A 25,338-nucleotide genomic window follows, 5' to 3' on the forward strand; every position below is an offset into this window, starting at 1 on the left:
CGCGGGTGTAGTTCAATGGTAGAACTTCAGCTTCCCAAGCTGACAGCGCGGGTTCGATTCCCGTCACCCGCTCCACCACGAAGGCCCAGGCCAGGGACATGATCCCCGGAACCTGGGCCTTGATCGTTTCGCCGCCGGATCACCGGCGTGCAATCAACGTGCAGGCAGCCGCATAAGGCGCCGTCGTCACCGTGTCGTACTTCTCCCTTCGGCTTCTCGGGTCGTGTGCGGCCTTCTGGAAATGCGTTCGCTCGGGTCGGAGCAGCTGGGGCAGCATGGGATACCGGCGGCGTGGGGAGGACGCGTGGCTCCGGAAGGCTCCCTGGACGGCCCGGCGGTGCGGAAGCGGGCTGTTCTGCTGGCTCTTCGCCACTACTGCGGTGTCCTGCGCCGCGAGTGGAGGGTCTCGGTTCCGGCGATGGCCCTGCCGGCGATCGGGAACACCTTCCTGTTCTACCTGACGCCGCTGGTGGTGGCCGCTCTGGTGGGGCGCCTGTCCGGCGGCGGGGAGGGCGATCTGGCCGTGCTCTGGCCGTACCTCCTCGGGTTCGGCGGCCTGATGCTGGTGGGCGAGATCCTGTGGCGGATCGGGCTGCACTTCCTCAACCGGATGGACGGACGCGGCATCGAGCGACTCGCCAACACCGGCATGGACGACCTGCTCGCCAAGGATTCCGTGTTCTTCCACGAGAACTTCGCCGGTTCGCTGACGAAGCGGATACTGAGCTTCTCCGGGGGGTTCGAGCACTTCGCCGACACGCTCGCCTTCTCGGTGCTGGCCAATGTGATCCCGCTGTCGTTCGCCTCGGTCGTCCTGTGGCGGTTCCATCCGATGCTCGTCCTCGTGCTCGTGGGCCTGATCATCGTCACCGGCTTCCTCGCCGCCCCGTTCATCCGGCGGCGGCAGGTGCTGGTGGACGAGCGTGAGGCCGCGAAGGTGCGGGTGTCGGGTCACGTCGCGGACGTGCTGAGCAACATGGAGACCGTCCGCGCGTTCGCCGCCGAGGCGCGGGAGGCCGCCGAGTTCCGGGGCCGCGTCGCCGAGCAGCGCCGGCTGTCGCTGCGCTCGTGGGACTACGGAAACCTCCGGGTCGACACGATCGTCGCGCCGATGTCGATCGCGACGAGCGTGCTCGGTCTGCTTGTCGCGGTGGCGCTGCGCGGCGGTCTCGGGGTGGAGGCCGTCGTCGTGACCTTCGCCTACTACACCCACGCCACCCGGATCATGTTCGAGTTCAACCAGGTCTACCGGCGGATGGAGAGTACGCTCACCGAGGCCGCGCAGTTCACGGAGCTGCTCCTGACGCCGCCGACCGTCGTCGATCCGGCCGATCCGCTGCCGCTGCGCCCCGTCGACGCGTCCGTCCGGTTCGAGGGGGTGCGGTTCGCGCACGGCGGCGGCCCGCCCCTGTTCGACGGGCTCGACCTGGAGATCCGCAGTGGGATGAAGGTCGGCCTGGTGGGACGGTCGGGCGGCGGCAAGACGACGCTGACCCGGTTGCTGCTGCGCCTCATGGACGTCGACGGTGGCCGGGTCCTCGTCGGCGGCCAGGACATCGCGCGGCTTCGCCAGGCCGACCTGCGCGGCCAGATCGCGTACGTCCCGCAGGAACCCGCGATGTTCCACCGGTCGGTGTTCGACAACATCGCCTTCGCCCGGCCGGGAGCCACCGAGGCGGAGGTGCTGCGGGCCGCGCGGGCCGCGCACGTCACCGAGTTCGCCGAGAGCCTCCCGGACGGGTTCGGCACGCTGGTCGGCGAACGCGGCGTCAAGCTGTCCGGGGGGCAGCGGCAGCGGGTCGCGCTGGCCCGCGCCATCCTGCGGGACGCCCCGATCCTGCTGCTGGACGAGGCGACCAGCGCCCTCGACTCCGAGAGCGAGCTCCTGGTCCAGGAGGCCCTGTGGCGCCTGATGCGCGACCGCACCGCGCTGGTCGTCGCGCACCGCCTGAGCACGGTCGTCCGCATGGACGCCCTGGTCGTCCTCGACCGCGGCCGCGTCCTCGAGCAGGGGTCGCACAGGGAGCTTCTGAAGGCCGGGGGACCGTACGCGCGCCTCTGGCGCCACCAGTCCGGCGGTTTCCTCACCGAGGACGACGACACCGAGGCCGCCGACCGCCGTCCGGCCTGAGCCGACGCCGTTCTATTGCGCGTTGCTGACTTGGCGTCCGTCCTGCTGTGGGGGAATGGCAAGTCGCTCGGCGAGTGCGGTGATGTTCTTCGGCTGGGCGAGGACGGCCATTGCCGCTTGCTGCATGAGGTGCAGTTCGTTGACGTCCTGGCGCAGCGCTCGAATGCGTGCGTGCATCCGCAGGCGGGTGCGCCATGGACTCCATAGCGCTCGGAGGAGCAGTTGGGAGGTCGCCCGCTGGTAGGCGTCGCAACGTTCCATGAGTTCATCGACCGACTTGCCCAGGACTCCACCCAGGCGCTGATCGATCAGTCTGACCACCTCGCATCGGAGGGCTCGTACCTCGCCGCCTCCGGCGAAGTCCAAGACTCTTCTCGGTATGCCCGCAGAGAGCGAGGCCGTTACCAGGTTCGACAGCGCTTCCTGTTGCGCTCTTTCGGCATCGCGGCCGTCGTCCAGGATCGCTGTGATCCTGAAATCGTCTGTGGCGAGCTGGGACGCCATGGAGTTCCTGGCCGGATATCCGTCGCTCGGCGTGATGTCGCGCACCTGTTCGCGCACTGCTGCGACATGACGGAGTTCCTGCATGACCGCTGCGCGGAGCTGCCGACGTTCGTGGTTCCTGGATAGGTAGTTGGTCAACGCCGCGCCTATGACACCGCCGAGTGTGGTGTAGGCCAGGTCCACCAATGGCATCGAGGTCGCCTCACTGTCCTGGAGCGGATCACGTTGGAGCGGGACGGCATGAGCGTAGGGCGCGTCATCGATCCTTGGAAGTGACCTCCTGTTCGAGCAGGTCAGCGATTTGCGCGGCGGCCCCGTCCGCAGGCCTGGCCGACGGGATCCGCGTCGGGGTGCTCAGCCGGCCGGCAATGGGCGGTGTGCCGCTCACGGACGGTCGCGATGTGCGACAGGCGGTGGATCAGCTCCATGCGGTGCGGTGCGGGAACCCGGAAAACGGCTGGAGAACCCGTTGCCGTTGCGGACATGCTGGTCGCATGCTGATCAGGGAGGCCGCGTCGGACGACTGGCGTGCCATCTGGCCTTTCTTCCATGCGATCGTCGCCGCGGGGGAGACGTTCACCTATCCGACGGACCTCGGCCGTGACGAGGGGCGTGACTGGTGGCTGCTGCCGGCCCCCGACCGTACGGTCGTCGCGGTGGACGAGGCGGACGGCGCCGTTCTCGGCACGGCGAAGATGAACCGGAACCACATGGGCAACGCGTCGCACATCGCGAGCGCGAGCTACATGGTCGACCCCGCCCACTCCGGACGGGGGGTGGGCCGGGCGCTGTGCGAGTACACGCTGGAATGGGCGCGCGCGGAGGGCTACCGTGCGATGCAGTTCAACGCGGTCGTGGAGACGAACGTGCGCGCGGTGCGGCTGTACCGGTCACTCGGGTTCGAAGTGGTGGGGACACTCCCGGACGGCTTCCGGCACCCGGCGAAGGGATATGTCGGGCTCCACATCATGCACCGCCTGATCTGAGGCCCGGCGGACGGGTTAGGATGCGCTCCGTGGCCGAGACCCCCTTCAGATCCGGTGACATAGCGGACGCCTACAGCGCGGTCGCGCCCCTCTACGCAGATCACGTCCGGGGAGTCCTCGACGACCGGCCGTTGGATCGCGCGACGCTGGCCGCGTTCGCCGAGATCGTGCGGTCCGGGGGCGGCGGGCCCGTCGCCGATCTGGGATGCGGCCCGGGATACCTGACGGCGCACCTTCGCGACCTGGGCCTGGACGCCTTCGGGATCGACCTGTCGCCCTCGATGGTCGACCTCGCCCGCAGCGCCTATCCCGGTCTCCGGTTCGATGTCGGCTCGATGGACGCGCTGGACCTGGCCGATGGTGAGCTGAGCGGAGCCGTCTCCTGGTATTCCGCCATCCATGTGCCGTGGCCGGAGTTGCCGGCGTACCTCGCGGAGTTCCGCCGGGTCCTCGCTCCGGGCGGCCACCTCCTGCTCGGCTTCTTCGAGTCGGAAGGCGATCCGGTCACGGTCTTCGATCACAGGGTGGCGCCGGCCTACCGGTGGCCGGTCGACGCCGTGTCCGCCCTGGCCCGCGAGGCGGGCTTCAGTGAAGTCGGCCGGGTGCTGTGCGAAACCCACGAGAACGAGCGGTTCCGCCAGGGCCGTCTGCTGATGCGCGGCGGACGGCGTGGGCCAGGGCGGTGATGATCACCGCGCTGGTCGTGAGGCCGACGAACGCCATGGCGGCTCCGACCGCCCAGAGGCCGGAGTCGTCGTCGGACCAGTCGTGGCACAGCGCGGCCATGGTGCCGAGGACGGGAGCGGCCACGGCGGTGAACGAATGGCGGCGGGCGACCGCGGCGGCGGTCATCGCGACCAGGACGAGGATGAGGCCGACGACCTGCCACGGCTGGTACGGGCCGGACACGTCGCCGTCCGGGGCGACGTCATGCTTCTGGTCCCAGCCGAGCCAGGCGGCCCAGTTCGCGGCGGCCGCCGCGGTCAGCAGGAGGAAGCCGGCCGCGGTCGAGAGGTGCTTGTTCATGTGACCAGCCTGCGGCCCGGCGGGGCCCGGCGAGCAGGGCGCGGCGACTCAACCGTGCCTGAGTAGCGGTGCTCACCGGCCGCGGGGTCAGCCGGTGGGGTCCTCGCGGACGTTCGTGGGGCGGCACGGCCGGTGGCCGCCGGCGGAGCCGGTGACGTCGCGGAGGACGAGGTGGTCGGTGCCGTAGCCGCGGCGCTGCTGGAACACCCGGTAGGCGGTGCGCGCGGGGGTCGTCCACCGCTCGAAGATCATCACTTCCCGTTGGCCGGCGCCGCCGGTGGGGTTGATGATGAGGTCTCCGGGGCGGAGGTCGCGGGCGGCGATGGGGCGGCAGTAGGAGGTGACGAGGCTCGCGGAGTTGGGGCCCGGCTTCGGGAGGCCGAGGGCCATGGACGCGTAGCCCGAACCGTCCGTCCGGTAGCCCTGGTAGTTCGCCGCCTGGTCGTAGGGCACTCGCCGGGGGGTGCGCGGATGCCAGGCGCGGGCGCGCGCGATGACCTCGCTCCGCGTGATCGTGGCGGCCGGGCGGTGTGCGGACGCGGCGTGCGGGCTCGGCGGGGCGGGCGGCTCCGTCGCGTTGGACTGGAGGGACGCGCCGAGCACCACCCCGGCGGCTCCCGCGGTGACGGCGCAGCCGACGAGGGCGGCGGCGAAGAGCACGCGGCGCGGCCGCTCCGGCGGCGGGGAGATCTCCTCGACGAGAGCGGTGGGTTCCGCAGCGGCCGGTTCCGTGGAGACCTCCTCGGCCGGAACGGCGGGTTCCCCGGCGACCGGTTCGGGGGCCACGGACTCCGGGGTGGCGGGCGACTCCTCCGCGGGGCCGGTGGCCGGGGAGCGCCGGGCCGTGTCCGCCAGTTCCCAGAGGATCTCCAGGCGGCGGTGGTCGGCGCCGCACAGCCGTGCCAGTGCGGTGACCGCGTCGGCCGGGATCCAGGTCTCGCCGCTGAGCCAGCGCCCCCAGGACGACCGGCTCGCATGCGTCTTGCGCTCCAGCGAGCGCAGGTCGTAGCCGGCCTCCTCCTTCAGCGCGCGTAACTCGGTGAGGAGGGCTTCCGCTGCCTCCGGCAATGGAGCGGATTTTCGGGGGCGGCTCATCTCCGGTCGGTCCTGCCTTTCGCGAGCGCTTCGGGCACGGCGGACCATTATGCCCAGCGGGACGCGGCCGGTGGCCGATTCGCGCATCTTCACCCTGCGTTCCGGACGCTCCACGAATTGTGATCGACGGGCCGCGGCAATGTTGTCCCGCTGTCCCGCACGGGTCTCGCGAGTTGCTTCATCACGGCAGGTCAGCGGCATTGGGACAGGTCGTTGTCCCGCTCTTTCGGGTGCTCTGGCCGGGAGCGTCCGCCGCCGTCTAGCGTCTGCTGCGTCGATCGACGGCATTTCCATTCGGCGCCCGCAACGGCGCAATTCCACGAGCGTTCACCCGGAGGATTATCCATGGCTTCCCCTCGAGCCATTCTCATCGGCGTCACCTCGCTGGCGCTGGCCGGCGGTACGGCCTTCGGCCTGACCGGAGCGGCGAGCACGGCGCAGGAGCGGCCGGCGGCCGTGCAGGGCGCGCAGCTCCAGGCGGCGGGCCAGACCGTCACGGTGGCGGCCGTCCCGAAGGTCACCCGCGCGCAGGTCATCGCCCGCGCCAAGACGTGGAACCCGCACACCGGCAAGCGGATCCCCTACAGCCAGAACAGGAAGCACGGCGGGTACCGCACCGACTGCTCGGGCTACGCGTCCATGACGCTGCGGCTGCCGAAGCCCGGCCCGAACACCGTCGGCCTCGCGTCGAAGACGTACAGCACGAAGATCAAGATGTCGCAGCTGAAGAAGGGCGACCTCGTCATCGACGCGATCGGGAGCAACACCACCCGGCACGTCGTGATCTTCGAGAAGTGGGCGAACAGCAAGCACACCGCCTACTGGGCGTACGAGCAGCGCGGCGGCTACGGCACCGACTACCGGAAGCGCTCCTACGGGCTGTCGAAGGGCAGCCAGTACAAGGCGTACCGCCCGAAGAACATCAAGTGACGTGAGAGCGGGGAACGCCCGGCCGGTGCGCTCCGGCCGGGCGTTCCGGCGTCCATCAGGGCGTCGGCCCGAAAGCGGTGAGGAAACGGTCGCGGAAGTCGCTCATCTTCCAGACCGGGGCGTCCGGCGCGGGATTCAGGCCGTCCTTCCAGTTCCACGCGGCGATGCGGTCCAGGACCTTCTTGTCGCGGCTGACGATGGTGATGGGGACGTCGCGGTTCGCGTTTTCCCCGGCCACCATCGGGGCGGGCTGGTGGTCGCCCAGGAAGACGAGGACGAGGTCGTCGTCGCCGTATTTCTCCACGTAGGAGATGAGGCTGCCGACCGAGTACTTGATGGACGTCAGATAGTTCCGCCGGACGCGGCCGGGGTCGAGTTTCGCCTCGTTCACCGCCGGGGGGATCCGGTGGTAGACCGAGCCGTCGCCGACGTCGTTCCAGTCGATGAAGCGCGGGATGGCGGCCCAGCGCGCGTGGCTGGAGACCAGCACGATCTCGGCCATGGAGGGCGCGTGCGGCCGTCCGTTCTCCAGCCGCCCGAAGGCCGACAGGACGTACTGGTCGGGCATCGTCGCCCAGTTGAAGTTGGGACCGCGGTAGCCGAGGTCGGTCGAGGTGTACGTCTTGTCGTAGCCGTAGAAGCGGCCCTCGGGCCAGGCCCGGGTGACGCCGGGCATGATGCCGGTCGTCCGCCAGCCCGCCCGCTTGAAGGCGCCGTTCAGGGTGAGGCGGTCACTGGAGACGAGCATGCGGTAGCGCTGCTGGTCGCCGACCGGGAGACCGGACAGGAGGGTGGCGTGCGCCATCCAGCTCCCGCCGCCGGTCACCGAGGAGGTCAGGAATCCGCTGCGCGAGGAGTACCCGGCGCTGCCCAGGCGGCGCGTCCCGTCGGCCAGGAGGGACGTGACCGCGGGGTCGTCCAGGGCGGTGCGGCCGTAGCTCTCCACGAAGGTGAGGACGACGTCCTTCCCGCGGAGGGCGGTGAGGAGCCGGTCGCCGGGGGTGTTGCGGAAGGCGTCCACGGAGGCGAGGGCGGCGAACCTCTCCCTGTCGCCGATGGTCGTCTTCACCTGGCGGGCGTGGTTGTAGACGAGGGTCAGGTTGCTCTTGGCCGCCAGCGGCGCGCCCGGGACGGCCTGGGCGCCGAGGGCCGCGAGGACGATCCAGGCGGCGCAGAGGACGACCAGGGAGCGGGACGCCGCGGTGCGGTGCCGTGTCATCAGGGTCGTGAGGCGCAGGACGGCGAGGGCCATCGCCGCGATGAGGGCGACGGCGAGCAGTCCGATGCCGACCGCGGCGGCGATCCCGCCCGTGCGGCCGAAGGACGAGGTGAGGAACTCGACGGCGGGCCGGGCCAGCATCCAGTCGAGCACCGGGTTGAACGGCCGGACGAGGATCTCCAGGAATCCCATGTCCAGCGCCTTCACGATCGTCAGCACGCCGAGGAAGGCGCCCGCCGTGATCGCGAGCGGCCGCCTCGCCCGGGGCGGCAGCACCAGGACGAGGGCGGCGAGCAGGAGCGCCTCGACCGGGATGCGCAGGTACGTCCCGGGTTCGACGGCGCTGAGATGGATCGGGGTGAGAAGCGCGGCGAGCACCAGGACGGCCGCCGTGACCGTCACCGCTCCCGCGAGGACGGAACGCAGCCTGCCTCTCGGTTCCTCCTCCGGACCGTCGTCCGTGTCGACCTCCTGCTCGGCTGCGTCGTGACGGGGTTCGTCGTGCGTTGTTGACCGGCCCACGTCCCTATTACGTCCGGCCGGACGGCCCGGTTCGAGGCCGCCGCGCCGCACCGGGTCAGATCGTCCCGGCCGACCCGAGGCGGGCGAGGTCGCCGGCGTCCAGGCCGAGGCTCCCGTACACCTCCGCGTTGTGCTCGCCCAGCGAGGGTCCGAGGGTGCGCACCTCGCCCGGTGTCCCGGACAGCTTCGGGAACACGTTGTGCATGGGGAAGTCGCCGAACTCGGGGTGCGCCAGCCGGATGATCGCCTCGCGAGCCCGGTAGTGCGGGTCGGCGAGCATGTCCTTGGCGCGGTACGTGAGCCCGGCGGGAATGCCGTTCTCGTGGAGGAGGTCGAGGAGGGACGCGGAGTCCTGGCCGGCGGTCCATTCGGCGATGAGGTCGTCGAGTTCCTCGGCGTTGGCGCCGCGCGCGCCGTGGGTGGCGTAGCGGTCGTCGTCGGCGAGTTCCGGACGGCCCATCAGTCCGGCGAGGCGCCGCCAGATCGTGTCCCGGTTCGCGGCGATGAGGACGGGTCCGTCCTTGGTCGGGTAGACGTTGCTGGGGGCGACGTTCGGCAGCACGGAACCGGTGCGCTCCCGCTGGTAGCCGGCGACCTCCCATTCCGGGACGAGTGATTCCATCATCGCGAGCACGGCCTCGTAGAGCGCGGAGTCGACGATCTGGCCGCGCCCCGTCCGGTGCCGGGCGTGCAGGGCGACGAGGGTGCCGAGCGCGGCGAACGTCCCGGCGAGCTCGTCGCCGAGGGAGATCCCGGCACGGGACGGCGGACGGTCGGGGTCGCCGGTGACGTAGCGGATGCCGCCCATCGCCTCCCCGATCGAGCCGAACCCGGCGCGGGGGGCGTAGGGGCCGTCCTGCCCGTAACCGGTGACGCGGGTGATGATCAGACCCGGGTTGTCGGCGTGCAGGACGTCCGGCCCAAGACCCCAGCGCTCCAGCGTCCCCGGACGGAAGTTCTCCACGAGCACGTCGGCCCCGGCGATGAGGCGCCGCGCGAGCGACTGCCCCTCCGCCGTGCGCAGGTCGAGCGTGACCGATTTCTTGTTCCGGGCGAGGATCGGCCACCAGAGCGACTTGCCGTGCGGCTTCTCCCGTCCCCACTCGCGCATCGGGTCGCCCGCGCCCGGCGGTTCGATCTTGACGACCTCGGCGCCGAAGTCGCCGAGGAGCTGGCCGCAGAACGGGCCGGCGAGCAGCTGGCCCATCTCGACGACCCGCAGATCGCCGAGCGCGCGGGGGGAATCGGTCATTCTTCCTCCGAGATCGGTCCGGCGGCGGCCGCGCGGATGTGCGCCCGCATCACCGAGCCGGCCCAGTCGGGGTCGCCGGCGGTGAGGGCGGCGACCAGTTCGCGGTGGTGGTTCATGCTGCGGGCGAGGGCCCCGGCGTCATAGCGGCGGAACGTTCCGACGATGAGCGGCGCGTGCATGACGGACGTCAGCAGCGCGGGCAGCCGCCGGTTGCCGGACGCGTCGATCACCGCGCCGTGGAACGCGGAGTTCAGCCGGGCGATCTCGGCCGGGTCGCCGGACCGCTCCATCGCGTCGCACAGCGCGGTCAGCTCCGCCAGGACCGCCGCGTCCGGGCGCCGCCGGGCCGCGCGCTCCGCCGCGTACGGTTCCAGCAGCGCGCGCAACTCGAAGATCTCCTCCAGGTCGGCGCGGCTCCACCGGACGACGCGGGCGCCGCGGTGGGGGAGCACCTCCACCAGGCCGTCGGCGCCGAGCCGCTGCAGCGCCTCCCGGACGGGCGTCCGCGACAGCCCCAGTGTCTCCGCGAGTTCCGCCTCGCCCAGCCGGGACCCGGCGGCGGCCTCGCCCGACAGGATCATCTGGCGGAGCGTCGCGTAGGCGGTGTCGGCTGCGCGCGGCATACCCTCTCCCTGACGGCAATTGCATGCAATAGTGGCAAAGAGCCGGAGAATTCACCATACCGGAGGCTGGATTGCATACAACGGTACTGGAGGTCGGTCCGCGCGACGGGCTCCAGAACGAGGACCGCGCGCTCTCCCCCGACGACCGCGTCGCCTTCATCACCCGCTGCGTGGACGCCGGGACCCGCCGCGTCGAGGCCGTCTCGTTCGTCCATCCCGGGCGGGTGCCGCAGATGGCGGGCGCCGAGGAGATCATGGCGGGCGTCCCGCGCCGCGACGGCGTCCTCTACAGCGGTCTCGTCCTCAACCGGCGGGGCCTTGACCGCGCGCTCGCCGCCGGGGTCGACGAGGTCAACGTCGTCGTGACCGCGTCCGACACGTTCGGCGTCCGCAACCAGGGCCGCGCGTCGGGGGAGATGCTGGACGAATGGGACGCGATCGCGGCCGCCGCGCACGACGCGGGCGTCCCGGCCGGTGTCACGATCGCGACCGCGTTCGGCTGCCCGTTCGAGGGAGAGGTCCCCCCGGACCGCGTCGCGGAGATCGCGCGCCGCGCGCACACGGCGGGGGCGTTCGAGATCGCACTGGCGGACACGATCGGCGTGGGCGTCCCGGCACAGGTCCGCTATCTGGCCCGCCGGACGCGGGAGGCCGCCCCGGGCACCCCGCTCCGCTTCCACTTCCACAACACCCGCAACACCGGCTACGCCAACGCGCTCACCGCCCTGGACGAGGGCGCCGCGACGCTCGACGCGAGCTCGGGCGGATTCGGCGGCTGCCCCTTCGCTCCGTCCGCGACCGGGAACATCGCCACCGAGGACCTCCTCTACGCCCTCCACCGCGGCGGCGTCGAGACGGGGATCGACATGCGGGCGGTCGCCGCCACGGGCACCTGGCTCGGCGGCCTCCTCGGAAAGCCCGCCCCCGCCCTCCTCGACCGCGCCGGCCCCTTCCCGTCCCCAGGCCGCTGACCTGAGCACGCGTCGTCGCGCGGGCTCGTCGCCACCGGGTCAGCGCGTGCTGAGATGGGCCGGATCGGAGACGGCCACCTTGTCCTGGACGGACGCCCGCACGGCCGCCACCACCTCGTCGCGGCGGTCGTCAAGGGTCCCCTCGCGGACGGCCATGGCCAGTTCGGCGTCGTCGGCGCACCCGAGGGCCTTCAGCCGCTCGGCGTGCGCCGCGCGATGGGCCTCGCCGAGCAGGATCTCGCGGCGGACGATCCGGAGCGCGCCCGCCGCGACCCGGCTGTGGAAGCGCAGGTGCGCGTCGGGCTGCGGCGTCCCGACCAGGAACATCGTGACCGCGTCCAGCAGCCCGTGCGCGGACGGGCGGTCGTGCGGCGCGGGCGCCGCGTCCTCGCCCGCGGCGTCCAGGACGTCGGCGACCTCGACGGGTTCCGCCAGCCCGAGCGCGAGCAGCAGGTCGTGCTCCTGCTCGCAGACCTTCCGGCCGAGGACGGCGTACTCGATCGACGGCTCGCTGCCGCTCAGATGGCGTTCGGCCTGGTGGCGGCACAGGATCGTCCAGCGGAGCGTGCCGTAGACCTCCCACCAGTGCAGCTCGGACTCGCTGGGCGCGGCGCCCCCGGCGTCGGCGTATCCGGCGAGGAGGTCCTCGCGGGAGCCGAATCCGCCGGCGGGATGCGGCGAGCCGAACCGCCACGCCTTCACGCAGAGCCAGCCGAGGTCCTCGGCGGGATCGCCGGCGTGGGCGAGCTCCCAGTCCAGGACGCCCCGCACCCCGCTCTCGTCGATCATCAGGTTGCCGTTGCGGAAGTCGCCGTGCACGACCGAGACCCGCCCGGACGGCGCCGGGCGGTTCTCCCGCAGCCACCGCAGGGCCAGCTCGACGCTGGGGCGCGGCTCGTCGAACGCCTCGTAGTGCTCGGTCAGCTCGGTCAGCGGGTCTCCGGCGGGCAGGCCGGGCACCGCGTCCGGCGCGATCGTGTGGAGCCGCGCGAGGATGCCGCCGAGCCCCCGCGCGAGCCGGGGCCGGACTGCCGCGAACCGGTCGTCGCGCAGCAGGCGGCGGGCGATGGCCTCCCCCTCCAGCCGCTCCATCACCAGGTAGGGCATGCCGAGCAGGTCGTCGCCGTGCCCGGCCAGGGTCGGCACCGGCACCCCGGCCGACGCGGCGGCGGCCAGCAGCGCGGCCTCCCGTCCCATCGCCGTCGGGTCGGGCGAGGACGGGGTGTCGCGGCGCAGGATCAGCGGCCGGCCGTCCAGGTCGAACGACCAGGTCTCGCGGCTCGCCCCGCCCGGAAGCCGCCGCAGCCCCGTCACCGACCCGGACAGCTGCGCGGCGAGTGCTTCCGAAACGCGGTCGGTGAGTTCCACGAGGGCTCCTTCAGGGTCGCAGGCCGAGGGCGCGGAGGGTGAGGGTGTCGAGCGTGTCGAGGAGGCGTTCGGTGTCGGGGACGTCGTCGCCCTGCACGAACCACAGGTACAGCGAGTGGTCGACCATGGCGGCCAGGGCGCGCGCGGCCATCTCGGCGTCCAGCGCGGTGTCGACGAGCCCGGCGCGCTGCCAGCGCTCGATCGCCTTGGCGGACCGCGCGACCGCCCCCGCGCGGTGCTTGCGCCGCATCTCCTGGAACGCGACGTTGAACGTCGCGACCTGCTCGATGATCGCCATCATCTTCGCGTTGCGCCGGTACGACGCGTAGTACGCGCGGTTCGCGCGCCGGATCAGGGTGGCGGGCTCGTACCCGTCGGACGGGACGAGGTCCAGCTGGATCATCGTCTGGAACAGCAGGTCGGCGACCTCGAGGAACACGGCCTCCTTGGACGGGAAGTACGTGTAGAAGGAGCCGTAGGCGACCCTGGCGTGCCGGGTGATGTGGGCGACGCGGGTTTCGGGGTAGCCGCGCTCCTCGAACACCTCGCGGGCGGCGGCGAGAATGCGCGCCCGCGTCCGGGCGCCGCGCTCGGTGAGCGGCGCCTGCTCGGCGAGCGCAGGCGCCTGGTCCGCGCTCGGGTCGGCGTCCGGGATCATGTGGCGGTCCCTCCTCATCGGTTCCGGTCCGGGCCTTGACAACCGATGCTCTCAGGAACAGGATCCCGAGCATCGACTTAAATGACATGACTGTCAAGTCAATTTGGAGGTCTCCATGACCGCCACGAATCCCGAATTCGAGATCGGCGGCATCAACCACCTCGCCCTCGTCTGCTCCGACATGAAGCGGACCGTCGACTTCTACAGCGGCGTCCTCGGCATGCCGCTGATCAAGACGATCGACCTGCCGGGCGGGATGGGCCAGCACTTCTTCTTCGACTGCGGCGGCGGCGACTGCGTCGCGTTCTTCTGGTTCCCGGACGCGCCCGACGGCGTGCCCGGCGTCTCCGCGCCCGCCGGCCGTCCCGAGCAGGGCGAGCTGGTCAGCGCGGTCGGCTCGATGAACCACGTCGCGTTCCACGTCCCGCCGGAGAAGTTCGAGGAGTACCGCCGCAGGCTCAGGGACAAGGGCGTCACGGTCAGCCCGATCCTCAACCACGACGACAGCGAGTTCGGCGTCGCGCCACGGGTCGACGAGGGCGTGTTCGTCCGCTCGTTCTACTTCCAGGACCCGGACGGCATCCTCCTGGAGTTCGCCTGCTGGACGAAGACCTTCACCGACGCCGACGTGTCCCACGAGCCGAAGACGGCCGCCGACCGGACCATTCCCAAGGAGAGCCATGCCGCGCCTGCGTGAGGTCCCCCGCGCCGAGGTCACCGACGAGCGCATCCTGTTCTTCTACGACCACCTGTTCGCGCCCGACCGCGACCCGGCCGTCGACCACGGCACCGCGACCGGCTCGCCCGGCGACTGGTGGACGGTGTTCGCGCAGTCGCCGGAGGTGTTCAAGCACTGCGTGCAGGGGTTCGCGCTGTACCGCAACGCCGAGCTCGACCCGGCGCTCCGCGAGCTCGGCCAGTGCCGGGCCGGCTGGGCGCGCGGCAGCCAGTTCGTGTTCTCGCAGCACTGCAAGCAGATGCGGGCGCTCGGCATGGACGAGGAGAAGATCCAGTCGATCCCGCACTGGCAGACCGCCGACTGCTACTCGCGGCTGGAGCGGGCCGTCCTCGCCTACACCGACGGGCTCGTCCTGGACGGCGGGCGCGTCGCCGACGCGACCTTCGACGTCCTGAAGGAGCATCTGACCGACCGGGAGATCCTGCTCCTCACCTACATCACCTGCATGTACGAGATGCACGCGACGATGTCGAAGGCGCTGCGCGTCGAGTTCGACGACCGTCCGGAACCGGTGGTGGAGGTCGCCGCGCCGGAGGGCTACGGCAGCCGCGACATCGCGTCCGATCTCACCGGGGGGTCCTGATGCCGTTCCCCGTCCCGGACCGGGTGAAGGACGTCCGCGACGCCGTCCACGCCTTCATGACCGAGCGGGTCGAACCGGCCGAACCCGTCCTGAACGCGGGCGGGAAGGAGTCCCGCGACGCCCTCCAGGAGCTGCGCCGCCAGGCGAAGCGGGAGGGCCTGTGGGCGCTCGGCCACCCGGCCGAGCTGGGCGGCGGCGGCATGCCGTTCCTCGACTACGTGTACGTCAACGAGGTGCAGGGCCGCAGCGAATGGGGCCAGCTCGCGCTCGGCACGTTCACGTTGCAGGACTCCCTGATGCTGCACAAGTACGCGAGCCCCCGCTGGCGGGAGCGGTACCTCGCGCCCCTCGTCGCGGGCGACGTGTCGCCGAGCTTCGCGATGACCGAGCCGTCCGTCGCCGGGTCCGACCCGACCGGCATCCAGACGACCGCCGAGCTGGACGGCGACGAATGGGTGATCCGCGGGCGCAAGTGGTTCACGACCGGCGCCGCCCAGGCCGCGTACACGACCGTCATGTGCCGGACGGAACCGGACGCCCCGACCCCGCACCGCGCCTTCAGCATGATCGTCGTCCCGACGGACACGCCCGGATACCGCATCGTCCGGGAGACGCCGGTGCTGGGCATCGAGGGCGGCCACTACGAGGTCGTCTACGACGACGTCCGCGTCCCCGCCGACAACCTTCTCGGCCCGCGCGGGCACGGCTTCGTCATCGCGCAGGACCGCCTCGGCCCCGGCCGCATCTTCCACTGCATGCGCTGGCTCGGGCAGGCGCAGCGCGCGTTCGAGCTGATGTGCGCCCGCCTGAACGCGCGCGTCGCGTTCGGCGAGCCGCTGTCGGCGAAGCAGCTGATGCAGCAGCACGTGTTCGACTCCTACACCGAGATCCAGGCCGCGCGGCTGCTCACCCTCCAGGCCGCCGAGCGGATCGACGCGGGGGACCAGGCGCGCGTCGAGATCGGCGCGATCAAGGTCGTGGGCGCGCGGATGCTGCACAACGTCGTCGACCGCGCCATCCAGGTGCACGGCGCCGCCGGCCTGACCGACGACCTCCCGCTGTCGCGGATGTACCGCCACGCGAGAGAGGCCCGCATTTACGACGGCCCGGACGAAGTGCACATCCAGAGCACGGCCCGCCGCATCCTGAAAGCGGCCTCCGCCTGACCCGGAATTGCGGCGCGGCGCACTCATGGGGACGCGCCACGCCGCAATTCACCGGTGCGGTACCGGATCTTTGTTTCCGGCTGGGCGAGCCTCGAGTTTTCTCGGTGCGCCATTGGGAAATCTGCCTCTTGGCGAGACGGAAGGGAGGCGGTCGACCTTGGAGGTCGTCCTCGACATGATCCTGCCGAGGGATCCCGAGAGCGCACCGCTCGTCCGGCACACGCTGGACGCCTCGCTCCGCGGCCTCGGCGTGGACTCCGAGGTGCGCGCCGACATCGCGCTCGCACTCGGGGAGGCGTGCGCGAACGTGATCCAGCACGCCGCCGCGAGCATGGAGTACGAGGTCCGTGCCCGGATGGACGGGCTCCGCTGCGTCGTCGAGGTGATCGACGGCGGCGCGGCCGACGCCACGGACGGATGGGGGGAACCGGAGGTGCCCCTGCACGCCGAACACGGCCGGGGGCTTCGCCTCATGCGGGCGTTCACCGACGACGTCCGCATCATGGACCGGGTGCGCCGGAACGGCGCGATCGTGCATTTCGAGAAATCGTTCGCAGGCTGAGAACTCGCGGCCGGAGCGACATCACTCGCCTCCGGCACGCAGGCACGGCCCGGCGGGACACCCCCGCCGGGCCGTCTCTGTCAGGGGACGGCCCGGACGGGATCGATCCGCCCGGGCCGTCCTTCGTGCGCCGCGGCTCAGCCCGTGACGGGCAGGTCGCGCCGGACGGGGGTCGGCGCCGGGGCCTCAGCGCCGCCTCCGCCCTCGTGCCCGCCGGCCGGGCCGCGGCCGCAGGTCGCGGACGCGATCCGCACCTGCGTGTTCTTGACGGGCAGGGTCAGTTCCACGGCCGTGACCGACAGCCGGCCGTCGGGGAGCCGCTGCTGCCGGTTGAGGACGAGCGCGACCCGCCCGAGCCCCTCGATGTCGGCGGGGACGGTGGTGTTCGGCGGCGGCGCGGAAGCGAGCCTCCTGCCGCCGACCACGGCGCCCGCGAGGCGGGCCGAGCCGGTGCCGTTCGTGCAGGCGGCGGACACGGCGGCGGCCGTCAGGCGGGCCATGGGGACCGACACGCCGGCCGCCCGGGAGCGGGAGCGGTTCGCGGCCGCGCGGACGTCCAGCGCCGAGGCCGACAGCAGCTTCGTGCGCGGCGTCCGCAGCAGGCGCTTGCCCACCGTGCCGGACGAGGACGACACCGCCGGGGCCGGCGGGACCGCCGCCGGGCCGGTCGCGGTCAGCCCGTACGCCGAGGCACCCGGGCCGCCGTCGGCCGCCGCGGGCGCGGCGCCGAGGGCGAGGCCGCCGCCGGCGGCGGCGAGCAGGCTCGCCGCGGCGAGGCGTGCGATACGCATGGATATGTCTCCGATCGTTCGTGGATGGGGCCGACGGGCGCGGGTCAGCCGGTGATGAACACGAGGGTCCCGAGGGGGACCCGGGCCAGCCGCCGCAGCGCGTCCTGCGGCACCCGGACGCAGCCGTGCGTGACGGCCTTGCCGAACACGGCGGCGTCGGGCCAGCCGTGCAGCGCGACGGTGCCGGGACCGCCGCCGAAGGTGTCGAGCGTCGCCGAGTGCGCGCCGAGGGGCAGCACGAGCGGGCTCGGGGTCCCGCCGGCGGGGGCGAGGGTGGCCAGCACGAACGTGCGGCCGGTGGGGGTCGGGGTCCGCGGCCCGCCGATCGCGACCGGCCAGCCGCCCATCGCCCGGCCGGACCGCAGCAGCGTCAGCCGCCGCTTCGCCAGGCTGACCTGGACGGTGTAGGGGGTGTGCGCGGAGGTCAGCGCGCCGCCGGCCGCGGAGATCCAGCCGGTGGCGCGGTTCGGGCGGCTCGGCAGCAGGACGCGCCGCCACGTCCCGGAGCCCTCGACGACCGGGACCCAGGTGGGGCCGCCGATCTGGTTGACGGGCAGCGTCGCGATGACGCGGCCGCCGGGCCGGTCGAGGACGGGCAGCGGCCTGGTCGGGTGGACGACCAGGCCGTCGGTGACGCCGTCGGGCGTGGGGTCCGCCGGGGCGCCGCGGACGGTGGTGAAGGTGGTGGCCTCGGGCGGCCGGGGCTTCGCGGTGCCGCTTGCGGTGCCGGTCCCCGAGGCGTTCCCGGTGGCCGGCGCGCCGCAGGCGCTGAGCAGCAGCACCGCGGCCGCCGCCGGGACCACGGCCCGGCCGGGCTGCCGGCCGGGCGCGCGATGCCGTCCGGCGGCGTCCGCGGGGCGCTGCGGCTGCTGCCGCGGCCGGGGCCGCCCGGCCGCGTGCCGGCCGGGACGGCGGGCATGGCGCCGGGCCGGGCGCGCGCCGTGCTTGCTCATCGTTCCTCCCCCGCGGCGTCATGGCCTTCATGTGAAAAGGCATTCCATATCGCCATGTCGCGGGATGTTAGTGCGCCCGAAGCGGCGCGTATCCGGAAACAACGAAAAAGATGCCGGCGCCGCTCCGTGACATTTGTATAAATCTATCTATTTCCGATTTGGGAGGAGATTTGGCGATTAGGGGTGTCGGCGGGTAGACCGGAGGCCGTCCGGATCGCCTGGATCGCCCGGTAACGATGGCCCGCCCCGCGCCACTACCTGGTGACGGAACACACCTGGACGGACGGAGGGGGCGGCCGGTGGCAGATGAAGCCTCCGAGGAGCGGCGCTTCACCGCGATGTACGACGAGTGCCGGCAGCGCGTGTGGGCCTACGCGGCGAGCCGCGCCGGCAGGCAGGCGGCGGACGAGGTGGTGAGCGAGACCTTCGCCGTGGCCTGGCGGCGCTTCCGGGACGTCCCGGATCCGCCGCTGCCGTGGCTGCTCGGCGTCGCCCGCAACGTGCTGCGCGAGAGCCACCGGGCGCAGGTGCGCCGCGAGTCGTTCGCGGCGGAGCTCTCCCGGTGGGCACCGCCGCCCGGCGGGGACATCGCCGAGGACGTCGCGGAGCGGCTGGCGGTGGTCCGCGCGATGGCGGCCCTGCCGGAGGACGACAGGGAGATCCTCATCCTCGTCGCCTGGCAGGGGCTCGCCCCGCGCGAGGCGGCCCGCGTCGTCGGCTGCTCGGCGGCGGCGCTGCGCGTCCGCCTGCACCGCGCCCGGCGCCGGCTGGTGCGCGCGGTCGAGGAGCCGCGCGCCGCCGGCGAGGAGAAGGGGAGCGCGGCATCGCGTTCGCAGGTTGGGATCATCAGGGAGGAAAGGGCATGAGCGACATTCTGCGGACGCTGCGCGAGGCGCGGCCCGAGGAGCTGGCACCGGACCTGCCGGTGGCCGAGGACGTCCGGCGCGCCGAACTGGCGCACGCGATGGCGTCCCGTCCCGTGGGCGGGCGGGCGAGGGCGCGGCGGAGCGTCCGGCCGGTGTGGGGGCTCGGTGCCGTCGGGCTGGCCGGCGCGGTCGCCGCCGCGCTCGTCGCGGTGAACGTCCCGGCGGACGGGGAGCCCGGTGCCCCGGCCGCGCAGCCGGCGACGGCGCGCACCGTGCTGCTCGCCGCCGCCGGCAAGGCGGACGGCCGGCCGGACGGGACCGGCGCCTTCTGGCACGTCGCGACGGTCTCGTCCATGGCGCATCAGGTCTCGACGGGCGGCGTCCGGTACACGGTCGTGGACCGGCAGCGGCACGAGACGTGGACGCCGGGCCGCCCCGGCGCGAAGATCCGCGCGGACGTCCAGAACCTCGGGGCGCGGCCCGCCACGGCGAAGGACGAGGCGGCCTGGCGGCGGGCGGGCGCGCCGGCCCGGTTCGAGATCCGGGTGCCGATCGGGCCGAACAGCACGGTGACGAAGACCTTCGTGACCTCGGTGAAGCAGGGCCCGGTGCGGCGCGGCACGTCCCCGCGGCCCGGCGACGGCAAGCTCTTCTGGCTCGGCCGGAACGTGGGCGTGAAGGAATTGCGGGCGCTTCCCGCCGACCCGGCCCGGCTCAGGGCGGGGCTGCTGCGCTGGTACGACGGCCGCGACACCGAGTCGGGCGCGCCGATGAGCCGGGACGCGTGGCTGTACCGGGTCGCGAGCGGCCTGGTGACCGACATGCCGGTCGCGCCGAAGGTGCGGGCCGCCGCGTTCCGGATGCTGGCGGACCTCCCGCGGGTGCGGTCGCTGGGGAGGGTGACGGACGCGCAGGGCCGCACGGGCCTGGGCGTCGGGCTGGACGAGAAGACCCGCGCGGGGCTCGTCCTGCACCGGCTGGTCATCGATCCGGCGACCGGCGGCGCGCTGGCGGGCGAGCGGGTGCTGGTGCGCCCGGCCGCAGGCGAGGGGCGGGCGCCGGGGACGGTCCTCGGCTCCACGGCGGTCCTCACGGCGGCGTGGACGGACGCCGTCCGGTGATCGCACGGGGCCGGAGCGGCCTCGACACGGAGGAATGACTCGGCGCGGTGCGCCGGCGGGGGCGGTGGTCCGGTTCAGGCCGGGCGCCGCCCCTCGCGCACGGCTGTCGTGATCAGTTCGTGATCAGGCGCTCCGCGGGGTGCGGCGGACGGCTTTCCGGACGGCGGCGCGTTGCGCGGCGGCGGTCTTGGCGCGGTTCATGCTTTCCCTGACGCGGGCCGCGCCGCGTTTTGCGGTGGCGGTGTCCTTGGTGCGCCCGGCATAAACGGCGAGGACCTCGGCGACGGGCGGCGGGGACCATTCCTCGCGGGCGGGGGCGACCGGGAGGATCTGCGGGACGGGCGGCAGGGCGGGCGGTGCGGCGGCGGCGGAGGGGTCGGAGTTTCCGGTCGCTGGGACGAGCGCGAGATGGGATCGGCAGTGCGGACACTGCATTCCCGGGTGCGTGTCTCTGCTCATATCACGAATGATTACCCAGGGGTCTGACAAAACAAGAGCGGTGCCCTTTCCGATCACCGCGGGCCGGTGTTGCGGGCAATGAACGGGCGGGCCGGGGGGAGGGCTCGGCGGACGGGCACCGGCCGGGAGGCGGGCCGGGTGCGGGGGCGGGGCGGGATCCGGTGCGGACGGGCGGGCGCGGTCCTGAGTGATCACCCCGATCCGGGGGATGATCGTCATATCCGACCCAGTGACGTAACCGAAGTTCCCCTCCCGTTCACCTTGATCAGGGAAAATTACGCTATGACCACCAACCCAGGACATCTCCCCCTTGGCGGCGGCGTGCTGCCCGACGACCGGTTCCTCGATCGGGAGGAGAGCTGGCTCCGCTTCAACCAGCGCGTCCTGGAGCTCGCGGAGGATCCGGCGCTGCCGCTGCTCGAACGCGTCCGGTTCCTGTCGATCTTCTCCAGTAACCTCGACGAGTTCTTCATGGTGCGGGTCGCCGGCCTGACCCGGCGGATCGCGACGGGCCTCGCCGTCCAGGCGGCGAGCGGCCGGCAGCCGCGCGAGGTCCTCGGCCGCATCGCGGCGGTCGCGCACGAGCTGATGGCGCGGCACGCGGAGTGCTTCCGGGAAGGCATCCGGCCCGCCCTCGCCAAGGAGGGCGTCGAACTCCTGCGCTGGGACGAGCTCTCCGAGACCGAGCGGGAGCGGCTCCGCAGGCTGTTCCGCGACCGGATCTACCCGGTGCTGACGCCGCTCGTCGTCGACTCCGCGCATCCGTTCCCGTACATCTCGGGCCTGTCGCTGAACCTCGCGGTGATCGTCCGGGATCCGGAGACGGACGCGACGATGTTCGCGCGGGTGAAGGTGCCGCCGCTGCTGCCCCGCTTCATCGAGGCGTCCCCCGACCGCTTCACGCCCCTCGAGGACGTGATCGCCGCGCATCTCGGGCAGCTGTTCGTCGGAATGGAGGTCGTCGACCACCACGCGTTCCGGGTGACCCGCAACCAGGACCTGGAGATCGACGAGGACATCAGCGAGGGGCTGCTGCAGGCCCTCGAGCGGGAGCTGCTGCGCCGCCGATTCGGCCCCGTGGTCCGGCTGGAGGTCGAGGAGTCCATCTCGGACGAGGTGCTCGAGCTGCTCACCGGCGAGCTCATGGTGGACGAGACGCAGATCTACCGGGCCGAGGGCCCGCTCGACCTCGGCGGGCTCGCCGCCATCGCCGACCTCGACCGGCCCGAGCTGAAGTACCCCCCGTTCGTCCCGTCGAAGGACGCGCTGCCGGAGGACGTCGGCGTCTTCTCCGCGATCCGGGAGCGGGACATCCTCGTCCACCACCCGTACGACTCGTTCGCGACGACCGTCCAGCGGCTGATCGAGGACGCCGCCGCCGATCCCCGCGTCCTCGCGATCAAGCAGACGCTGTACCGGACGAGCGGCGACTCCCCGGTCGTGGACGCGCTGATGAGCGCCGCCGAGGCCGGCAAACAGGTCGTCGTGGTGGTCGAGCTGAAGGCCCGGTTCGACGAGCGGGCCAACATCGCGTGGGCGCGCAAACTGGAGACGGCGGGCTGCCACGTCGTGTACGGGTTCGTCGGGCTGAAGACGCACTGCAAGCTGGCGCTGGTCGTCCGGCAGGACTCCGACGGGATCCTGCGCCGCTACTGCCACATCGGGACCGGCAACTACCACCCGAAGACCGCCCGGCTGTACGAGGACTTGGGCCTCCTCACCTGCGACCCCGAGGTCGGCGAGGACGTCAGCGCGCTGTTCAACCACCTCACCGGCTACTCGCGGCAGAGCTCCTACCACCGGCTGCTGGTCGCGCCCAACAGCCTGCGGGCGGGCCTCGTCCAGCGGATCGAGCACGAGATCGACAACCACCGGGCCGGGCACGCCGCGCACGTCCGGATCAAGTGCAACTCGCTGGTCGACGAGGTGATCATCGACGCGCTGTACCGGGCGTCGCGGGCGGGCGTGCCGGTGGACGTGTGGGTCCGCGGCATCTGCGCGCTGCGTCCGGGCGTGCCGGGGTTGTCGGAGACGATCCGGGTCCGCAGCGTCCTCGGGCGGTTCCTGGAGCATTCCCGGGTGTTCGCGTTCGCGAACGGCGGTGAGCCCGAGGTGTGGTTCGGCAGCGCCGACCTGATGCACCGCAACCTCGACCGGCGGGTCGAGGCGCTCGTCACCGTCACCGACCGCACGCAGCGGGACGAGCTGATCACCCTGCTCGATCTCGCGATGGAGGACGGCACGCACGCCTGGTGCCTCGCCGCCGACGGGACGTGGACGCGCAACCGCCCGCGTCCGGACGAGACACTGCTGGACGTGCAGACCCATCTGGTCAAGAGAAGGCGCTGGAGGACGGTCGATGGCTGAGCTGATCCGCGCGGCGGGCGCCGTCCTGTGGCGGGACGCCCCGTCGGGCACGGGCGAGCCCCAGGTCGCCGTCGTGCACCGGCCCCGCTACGGCGACTGGTCGTTCCCCAAGGGGAAGGTCGACCCGGGCGAGCACGTGCTGCGCGCGGCCGTCCGGGAGATCGAGGAGGAGACGGGCGTCGTGGCGCGCCTCGGGCGCCGCCTCCCCACCGCCGCGTATCCGGTGAAGGGACGCCCCAAGCAGGTCGACTACTGGGCGGCGCGGGCCGTCGCGGAGGGCGCGTTCGTGCCCGACGAGGAGGTCGATCTGCTCGCGTGGCTGCCGCCGGACGAGGCGGAGCGGCGGCTCAGCTACGGCCACGACGTCGACCTGCTGAGCGAGTTCCGACGCGGCCCCCTGCGCACGTGGCCGCTGGTGATCCTGCGGCACGCCTCGGCGGGCGAGAAGAGCGACTGGCCGGAGCCGGACGAGCTGCGCCCCCTCGACGAGGCCGGCCGCGCCGAGGCGGCCGGCCTCGCCGGGCTGCTGCTCGCCTACGGCCCGGCCCGGGTCGTGAGCTCGGGCACCGCGCGCTGCCTGGAGACCGTCCTGCCGTACATCCGGCGGCTGCACGGCACGCTCGTGACCGAACCGGCGTTCACCGTCGGCGAGACGAGTTCGGAGCGGGCCACCGACCGCCTGCTGGATCTGGTCGGCGACGGCGTCCCGACGATCGTGTGCACCCACGGCGAGGTCGTGGCCGACCTCGTCACCGGGCTCTGCACGCGGCTCGGCGAGAAGGTGCCGGACGACCCGGCTCTGCGCAAGGGCGAGTTCTGGGTCGCGCACATGGCGGAGCAGGGCATCGCCTCACTGGAGCGGCACACGCCCGCTCCGTGAGGGACCGGCTCAAAAGGACGGGCCGAGCGTCCGCGACCAGGTGACGGCGAGCCGGTCGCGCGCCGCCTCCGCCGCGGCCCGCTCCGCGCCGTACAGGACGCCGAGGGCGAACGCGTCCTCGACGGTCCGCGCCCGCGCCGCGGCGGCCCGCAGGTGCTCCATCGCGATCACGCCGTCCTGGTGCTCGCCGAGGACCTCCTGGATGCGCTTGGCGTCCTTCGCGGCCCGCTTCGCCCCGGCGCCCAGCACGGGGACCGCCACCTCCGCCGCGTACCGGGCGCGCTTGGCGGCCTTGCGGGTGTCGTGCCGCGCGACGTCCTCGGCGTCCGCCGCCGCGATGCCCTCGTACGCCTTCGACAGCCGGTCCCACGCCTGCGTGACGAGGCCCGGCAGCTCCTTGCGCGCCTTCCGCCCGGCGGACTCGGTGAAGGGCGGGTCGGTGGTCAGCGCGTCGAGCGCGTCCAGCAGGGCGAAGTAGCGGGGCTCCTTCAGGGCGGCGTTGAGCCGCCGGTAGGCGACGCGCTCGCGCCGGGCGAGCTCCTCCAGCCAGGACGCGGCCGCGCCGTCCAGCCGCTCCTGGAACCGCGCCCGCAGCACCTCCAGGTCGCGGACCTCGCCGAGGACGCCGGCCAGCCACTTCAGCTCCTCGCCGAGGGCGCGGTCGGTCTCCAGGACGCTCTTGTAGCTGCGCAGGGTGCTGCGGATCCGCCGGGTGGCGACCCGCATCCGGTGCACGGCGTCCTCCTCGCCGAGCCGCGCCCGGGGGTCCTGCTCGTGGACGGCGTCGACCTGCGCCGCGAGGTAGGCGAGGACGGTCTCGCCGGTGGTCACCGACGGGCCCTTGCCGTTGGACGTGGCGGCGACGAGCCGCGCGCGGGCGTCCGCGCGGGCCTGCCGGGTCGGCGAGGGGACGATGGCGCCGTCCAGCAGCCGCCCCAGCTTGGAGGACGACTTCGACCGCCGCGCGCCCGCCTTCCGCAGCTGCTTGCCGGCCGCCTTCAGCAGGTCGGGGCCGCCGCCTTCGCCGAGCTCGACCTCGATCTCGCGCCATCGGTCGGCCCCCGGCCCGCTCCCGTCGGCCGCGCGGACGTCGCGTCCGGTGACCAGGTCGTCGGCGACCTCGGCGAGCAGCGTGCCCTCGGCGTCGCGGAGGTGGACGACGGTCCGGACGGTCTCCAGCGTCGCGACCGGCACGAGCGACTCGCCCCGGGTGCGGGACGCGACGAGCGCGGCGAGCCGTGCCGGGACGATCAGCGGCCGGCCGAGCGGCGCCCGCAGCTCGCGCTTGCTGTCGGTGCCGGCGGGCATCTTCAGGTGCCAGCCGGAGTCCGTCCCGCCGCGGCGGCGGCGGAGCGTGATGCCGTGCGCGGCGAGGCGCAGGTCGGCGGTGTCGAAGTAGGTGGCGTGCAGCTCGTAGGTGCGGGCCGCGTCGACGGCGGCGACCCCGGGCGAGCCGGTGAGATCGGGCAGGGCGAAGTCGGCGCCGGCGTCGTACTTCTGCTCGATCTCCAGATGCTTCACGGGCACGGTCGGCTCCTCCAGGGGACGCTCGAAACGGGTCTTGCA

The 25,338-nt window shown here is 72.7% G+C and carries 25 protein-coding genes and 1 tRNA gene; 14 read left to right on the forward strand and 12 right to left on the reverse strand.

Going from position 1 to position 25,338, the window contains the following annotated elements; translation table 11 throughout:
* Position 1 precedes the first annotated feature (1 nt).
* A tRNA-Gly gene (locus IE99_RS0124415) sits at positions 2-75 on the forward strand.
* A 229-nt stretch (positions 76-304) separates the two neighbouring features.
* Positions 305-2,131 (forward strand): ABC transporter ATP-binding protein, encoded by a 1,827-nt coding sequence (locus IE99_RS0124420; protein WP_245623327.1) that lies wholly within the window; start codon positions 305-307, stop codon positions 2,129-2,131.
* Positions 2,132-2,143: 12 nt separating this feature from the next.
* Here IE99_RS0124420 and IE99_RS0124425 read toward each other — a convergent pair whose 3' ends face one another.
* Positions 2,144-2,827 (reverse strand): hypothetical protein, encoded by a 684-nt coding sequence (locus IE99_RS0124425; RefSeq protein ID WP_211258913.1) that lies wholly within the window; start codon positions 2,825-2,827, stop codon positions 2,144-2,146.
* Between the two features lie 302 nt (positions 2,828-3,129).
* Between IE99_RS0124425 and IE99_RS0124430 the strand changes: the two genes are divergently transcribed.
* Both IE99_RS0124430 and IE99_RS0124435 read left to right on the forward strand, forming a co-directional pair.
* Complete coding sequence (locus tag IE99_RS0124430; protein WP_030175448.1) at positions 3,130-3,621, forward strand: GNAT family N-acetyltransferase; 492 nt, start codon at positions 3,130-3,132, stop codon at positions 3,619-3,621.
* Between the two features lie 29 nt (positions 3,622-3,650).
* On the forward strand, positions 3,651-4,307 hold the full coding sequence (locus IE99_RS0124435) for a class I SAM-dependent methyltransferase (protein WP_245623328.1): 657 nt from the start codon (positions 3,651-3,653) through the stop codon (positions 4,305-4,307).
* Here IE99_RS0124435 and IE99_RS31475 read toward each other — a convergent pair.
* Complete coding sequence (locus tag IE99_RS31475) at positions 4,207-4,647, reverse strand: hypothetical protein (protein WP_084219905.1); 441 nt, start codon at positions 4,645-4,647, stop codon at positions 4,207-4,209. The genes IE99_RS0124435 and IE99_RS31475 overlap by 101 nt on opposite strands.
* An 87-nt stretch (positions 4,648-4,734) precedes the next feature.
* Complete coding sequence (locus IE99_RS30710) at positions 4,735-5,715, reverse strand: helix-turn-helix domain-containing protein (protein WP_051713170.1); 981 nt, start codon at positions 5,713-5,715, stop codon at positions 4,735-4,737.
* Between the two features lie 372 nt (positions 5,716-6,087).
* On the opposite strand from IE99_RS30710, the gene IE99_RS0124455 reads away from it, so the two are divergent.
* Positions 6,088-6,672: an NlpC/P60 family protein gene (locus IE99_RS0124455; RefSeq protein WP_051713172.1), complete on the forward strand. Its 585-nt coding sequence runs from the start codon at positions 6,088-6,090 to the stop codon at positions 6,670-6,672.
* A 55-nt stretch (positions 6,673-6,727) separates the two neighbouring features.
* Here IE99_RS0124455 and IE99_RS0124460 read toward each other — a convergent pair whose 3' ends face one another.
* Genes IE99_RS0124460 through IE99_RS0124470 form a run of 3 tightly spaced genes read right to left on the reverse strand, consistent with a single transcriptional unit; the run spans position 6,728 to position 10,288 of the window.
* Positions 6,728-8,413 carry a sulfatase-like hydrolase/transferase gene (locus IE99_RS0124460; RefSeq protein ID WP_157610476.1) on the reverse strand — a complete coding sequence of 562 codons (1,686 nt, stop codon included), beginning with the start codon at positions 8,411-8,413 and terminating at the stop codon, positions 6,728-6,730.
* 55 nt (positions 8,414-8,468) lie between these two features.
* Complete coding sequence (locus IE99_RS0124465; protein ID WP_030175461.1) at positions 8,469-9,665, reverse strand: CaiB/BaiF CoA transferase family protein; 1,197 nt, start codon at positions 9,663-9,665, stop codon at positions 8,469-8,471.
* Complete coding sequence (locus IE99_RS0124470; protein WP_030175464.1) at positions 9,662-10,288, reverse strand: GntR family transcriptional regulator; 627 nt, start codon at positions 10,286-10,288, stop codon at positions 9,662-9,664. The genes IE99_RS0124465 and IE99_RS0124470 overlap by 4 nt, the downstream gene beginning before the upstream one ends.
* A gap of 71 nt (positions 10,289-10,359) precedes the next feature.
* Here IE99_RS0124470 and IE99_RS0124475 point away from each other — a divergent pair, with 71 nt between their 5' ends.
* On the forward strand, positions 10,360-11,259 hold the full coding sequence (locus IE99_RS0124475; protein ID WP_245623329.1) for a hydroxymethylglutaryl-CoA lyase: 900 nt from the start codon (positions 10,360-10,362) through the stop codon (positions 11,257-11,259).
* 39 nt (positions 11,260-11,298) lie between these two features.
* Here the strand turns inward: IE99_RS0124475 and IE99_RS0124480 are convergent, their stop codons facing one another.
* On the reverse strand, positions 11,299-12,627 hold the full coding sequence (locus IE99_RS0124480) for a phosphotransferase family protein (protein ID WP_030175470.1): 1,329 nt from the start codon (positions 12,625-12,627) through the stop codon (positions 11,299-11,301).
* A gap of 10 nt (positions 12,628-12,637) precedes the next feature.
* A complete protein-coding gene (locus tag IE99_RS0124485) occupies positions 12,638-13,285 on the reverse strand; it encodes a TetR/AcrR family transcriptional regulator (RefSeq protein WP_051713174.1) in 648 nt (215 codons plus the stop codon).
* Between the two features lie 115 nt (positions 13,286-13,400).
* On the opposite strand from IE99_RS0124485, the gene IE99_RS0124490 reads away from it, so the two are divergent.
* The 4 genes from IE99_RS0124490 (at position 13,401) to IE99_RS0124505 (ending at position 16,335) form a co-directional block, all read left to right on the forward strand.
* The gene (locus IE99_RS0124490; RefSeq protein ID WP_037560035.1) at positions 13,401-13,982 is read left to right on the forward strand and encodes a VOC family protein; all 582 of its coding nucleotides are present in this window, start codon (positions 13,401-13,403) and stop codon (positions 13,980-13,982) included.
* On the forward strand, positions 13,966-14,607 hold the full coding sequence (locus IE99_RS0124495) for a carboxymuconolactone decarboxylase family protein (RefSeq protein ID WP_030175479.1): 642 nt from the start codon (positions 13,966-13,968) through the stop codon (positions 14,605-14,607). Before IE99_RS0124490 ends, IE99_RS0124495 begins: the two co-directional genes overlap by 17 nt.
* Positions 14,607-15,773: an acyl-CoA dehydrogenase family protein gene (locus IE99_RS0124500; protein WP_030175482.1), complete on the forward strand. Its 1,167-nt coding sequence runs from the start codon at positions 14,607-14,609 to the stop codon at positions 15,771-15,773. The genes IE99_RS0124495 and IE99_RS0124500 overlap by 1 nt, the downstream gene beginning before the upstream one ends.
* Before the next feature lie 157 nt (positions 15,774-15,930).
* Positions 15,931-16,335: an ATP-binding protein gene (locus IE99_RS0124505; protein ID WP_030175485.1), complete on the forward strand. Its 405-nt coding sequence runs from the start codon at positions 15,931-15,933 to the stop codon at positions 16,333-16,335.
* 137 nt (positions 16,336-16,472) lie between these two features.
* On the opposite strand, the gene IE99_RS0124510 is transcribed toward IE99_RS0124505, so the two are convergent.
* Positions 16,473-17,126 (reverse strand): choice-of-anchor P family protein, encoded by a 654-nt coding sequence (locus tag IE99_RS0124510; protein WP_030175488.1) that lies wholly within the window; start codon positions 17,124-17,126, stop codon positions 16,473-16,475.
* 44 nt (positions 17,127-17,170) lie between these two features.
* The gene (locus IE99_RS0124515; RefSeq protein WP_084219907.1) at positions 17,171-18,079 is read right to left on the reverse strand and encodes a L,D-transpeptidase; all 909 of its coding nucleotides are present in this window, start codon (positions 18,077-18,079) and stop codon (positions 17,171-17,173) included.
* A 299-nt stretch (positions 18,080-18,378) separates the two neighbouring features.
* On the opposite strand from IE99_RS0124515, the gene IE99_RS0124520 reads away from it, so the two are divergent.
* Together IE99_RS0124520 and IE99_RS0124525 are read left to right on the forward strand one after the other, a co-directional pair.
* The gene (locus IE99_RS0124520; protein ID WP_030175494.1) at positions 18,379-18,945 is read left to right on the forward strand and encodes an RNA polymerase sigma factor; all 567 of its coding nucleotides are present in this window, start codon (positions 18,379-18,381) and stop codon (positions 18,943-18,945) included.
* Positions 18,942-20,066, forward strand: a complete 1,125-nt coding sequence (locus IE99_RS0124525) for a CU044_5270 family protein (RefSeq protein ID WP_030175495.1) — start codon at positions 18,942-18,944, stop codon at positions 20,064-20,066. Before IE99_RS0124520 ends, IE99_RS0124525 begins: the two co-directional genes overlap by 4 nt.
* 123 nt (positions 20,067-20,189) lie before the next feature.
* On the opposite strand, the gene IE99_RS0124530 is transcribed toward IE99_RS0124525, so the two are convergent.
* Complete coding sequence (locus IE99_RS0124530; RefSeq protein ID WP_157610477.1) at positions 20,190-20,525, reverse strand: hypothetical protein; 336 nt, start codon at positions 20,523-20,525, stop codon at positions 20,190-20,192.
* 282 nt (positions 20,526-20,807) lie between these two features.
* Here IE99_RS0124530 and IE99_RS0124535 point away from each other — a divergent pair, with 282 nt between their 5' ends.
* Positions 20,808-22,892: an RNA degradosome polyphosphate kinase gene (locus IE99_RS0124535; RefSeq protein WP_030175500.1), complete on the forward strand. Its 2,085-nt coding sequence runs from the start codon at positions 20,808-20,810 to the stop codon at positions 22,890-22,892.
* The gene (locus IE99_RS0124540; protein WP_037560036.1) at positions 22,885-23,772 is read left to right on the forward strand and encodes an NUDIX domain-containing protein; all 888 of its coding nucleotides are present in this window, start codon (positions 22,885-22,887) and stop codon (positions 23,770-23,772) included. Before IE99_RS0124535 ends, IE99_RS0124540 begins: the two co-directional genes overlap by 8 nt.
* A 9-nt stretch (positions 23,773-23,781) precedes the next feature.
* On the opposite strand, the gene IE99_RS0124545 is transcribed toward IE99_RS0124540, so the two are convergent.
* The gene (locus IE99_RS0124545; RefSeq protein WP_030175504.1) at positions 23,782-25,299 is read right to left on the reverse strand and encodes a CYTH and CHAD domain-containing protein; all 1,518 of its coding nucleotides are present in this window, start codon (positions 25,297-25,299) and stop codon (positions 23,782-23,784) included.
* Positions 25,300-25,338: the final 39 nt, after the last annotated feature.

The sequence above is a fragment of the Spirillospora albida genome, assembly GCF_000718255.1.
In the GTDB taxonomy this organism is placed as follows: domain Bacteria; phylum Actinomycetota; class Actinomycetes; order Streptosporangiales; family Streptosporangiaceae; genus Spirillospora; species Spirillospora albida.

Bases quoted from the DNA above. Each gene is read 5' to 3' on its own strand.
- IE99_RS0124530 (WP_157610477.1), bottom strand. From the start codon at position 20,525: ATGAGCAGAGACACGCACCCGGGAATGCAGTGTCCGCACTGCCGATCC.
- IE99_RS0124465 (WP_030175461.1), bottom strand. From the start codon at position 9,665: ATGACCGATTCCCCCCGCGCGCTCGGCGATCTGCGGGTCGTCGAGATG.
- IE99_RS0124525 (WP_030175495.1), top strand. From the start codon at position 18,942: ATGAGCGACATTCTGCGGACGCTGCGCGAGGCGCGGCCCGAGGAGCTG.
- IE99_RS0124425 (WP_211258913.1), bottom strand. From the start codon at position 2,827: ATGCCATTGGTGGACCTGGCCTACACCACACTCGGCGGTGTCATAGGC.
- IE99_RS0124455 (WP_051713172.1), top strand. From the start codon at position 6,088: ATGGCTTCCCCTCGAGCCATTCTCATCGGCGTCACCTCGCTGGCGCTG.
- IE99_RS0124430 (WP_030175448.1), top strand. From the start codon at position 3,130: ATGCTGATCAGGGAGGCCGCGTCGGACGACTGGCGTGCCATCTGGCCT.
- IE99_RS0124495 (WP_030175479.1), top strand. From the start codon at position 13,966: ATGCCGCGCCTGCGTGAGGTCCCCCGCGCCGAGGTCACCGACGAGCGC.
- IE99_RS0124535 (WP_030175500.1), top strand. From the start codon at position 20,808: ATGACCACCAACCCAGGACATCTCCCCCTTGGCGGCGGCGTGCTGCCC.
- IE99_RS0124510 (WP_030175488.1), bottom strand. From the start codon at position 17,126: ATGCGTATCGCACGCCTCGCCGCGGCGAGCCTGCTCGCCGCCGCCGGC.
- IE99_RS0124540 (WP_037560036.1), top strand. From the start codon at position 22,885: ATGGCTGAGCTGATCCGCGCGGCGGGCGCCGTCCTGTGGCGGGACGCC.
- IE99_RS0124500 (WP_030175482.1), top strand. From the start codon at position 14,607: ATGCCGTTCCCCGTCCCGGACCGGGTGAAGGACGTCCGCGACGCCGTC.
- IE99_RS0124490 (WP_037560035.1), top strand. From the start codon at position 13,401: ATGACCGCCACGAATCCCGAATTCGAGATCGGCGGCATCAACCACCTC.
- IE99_RS31475 (WP_084219905.1), bottom strand. From the start codon at position 4,647: ATGAACAAGCACCTCTCGACCGCGGCCGGCTTCCTCCTGCTGACCGCG.
- IE99_RS0124485 (WP_051713174.1), bottom strand. From the start codon at position 13,285: ATGATCCCGGACGCCGACCCGAGCGCGGACCAGGCGCCTGCGCTCGCC.
- IE99_RS0124470 (WP_030175464.1), bottom strand. From the start codon at position 10,288: ATGCCGCGCGCAGCCGACACCGCCTACGCGACGCTCCGCCAGATGATC.
- IE99_RS0124515 (WP_084219907.1), bottom strand. From the start codon at position 18,079: ATGAGCAAGCACGGCGCGCGCCCGGCCCGGCGCCATGCCCGCCGTCCC.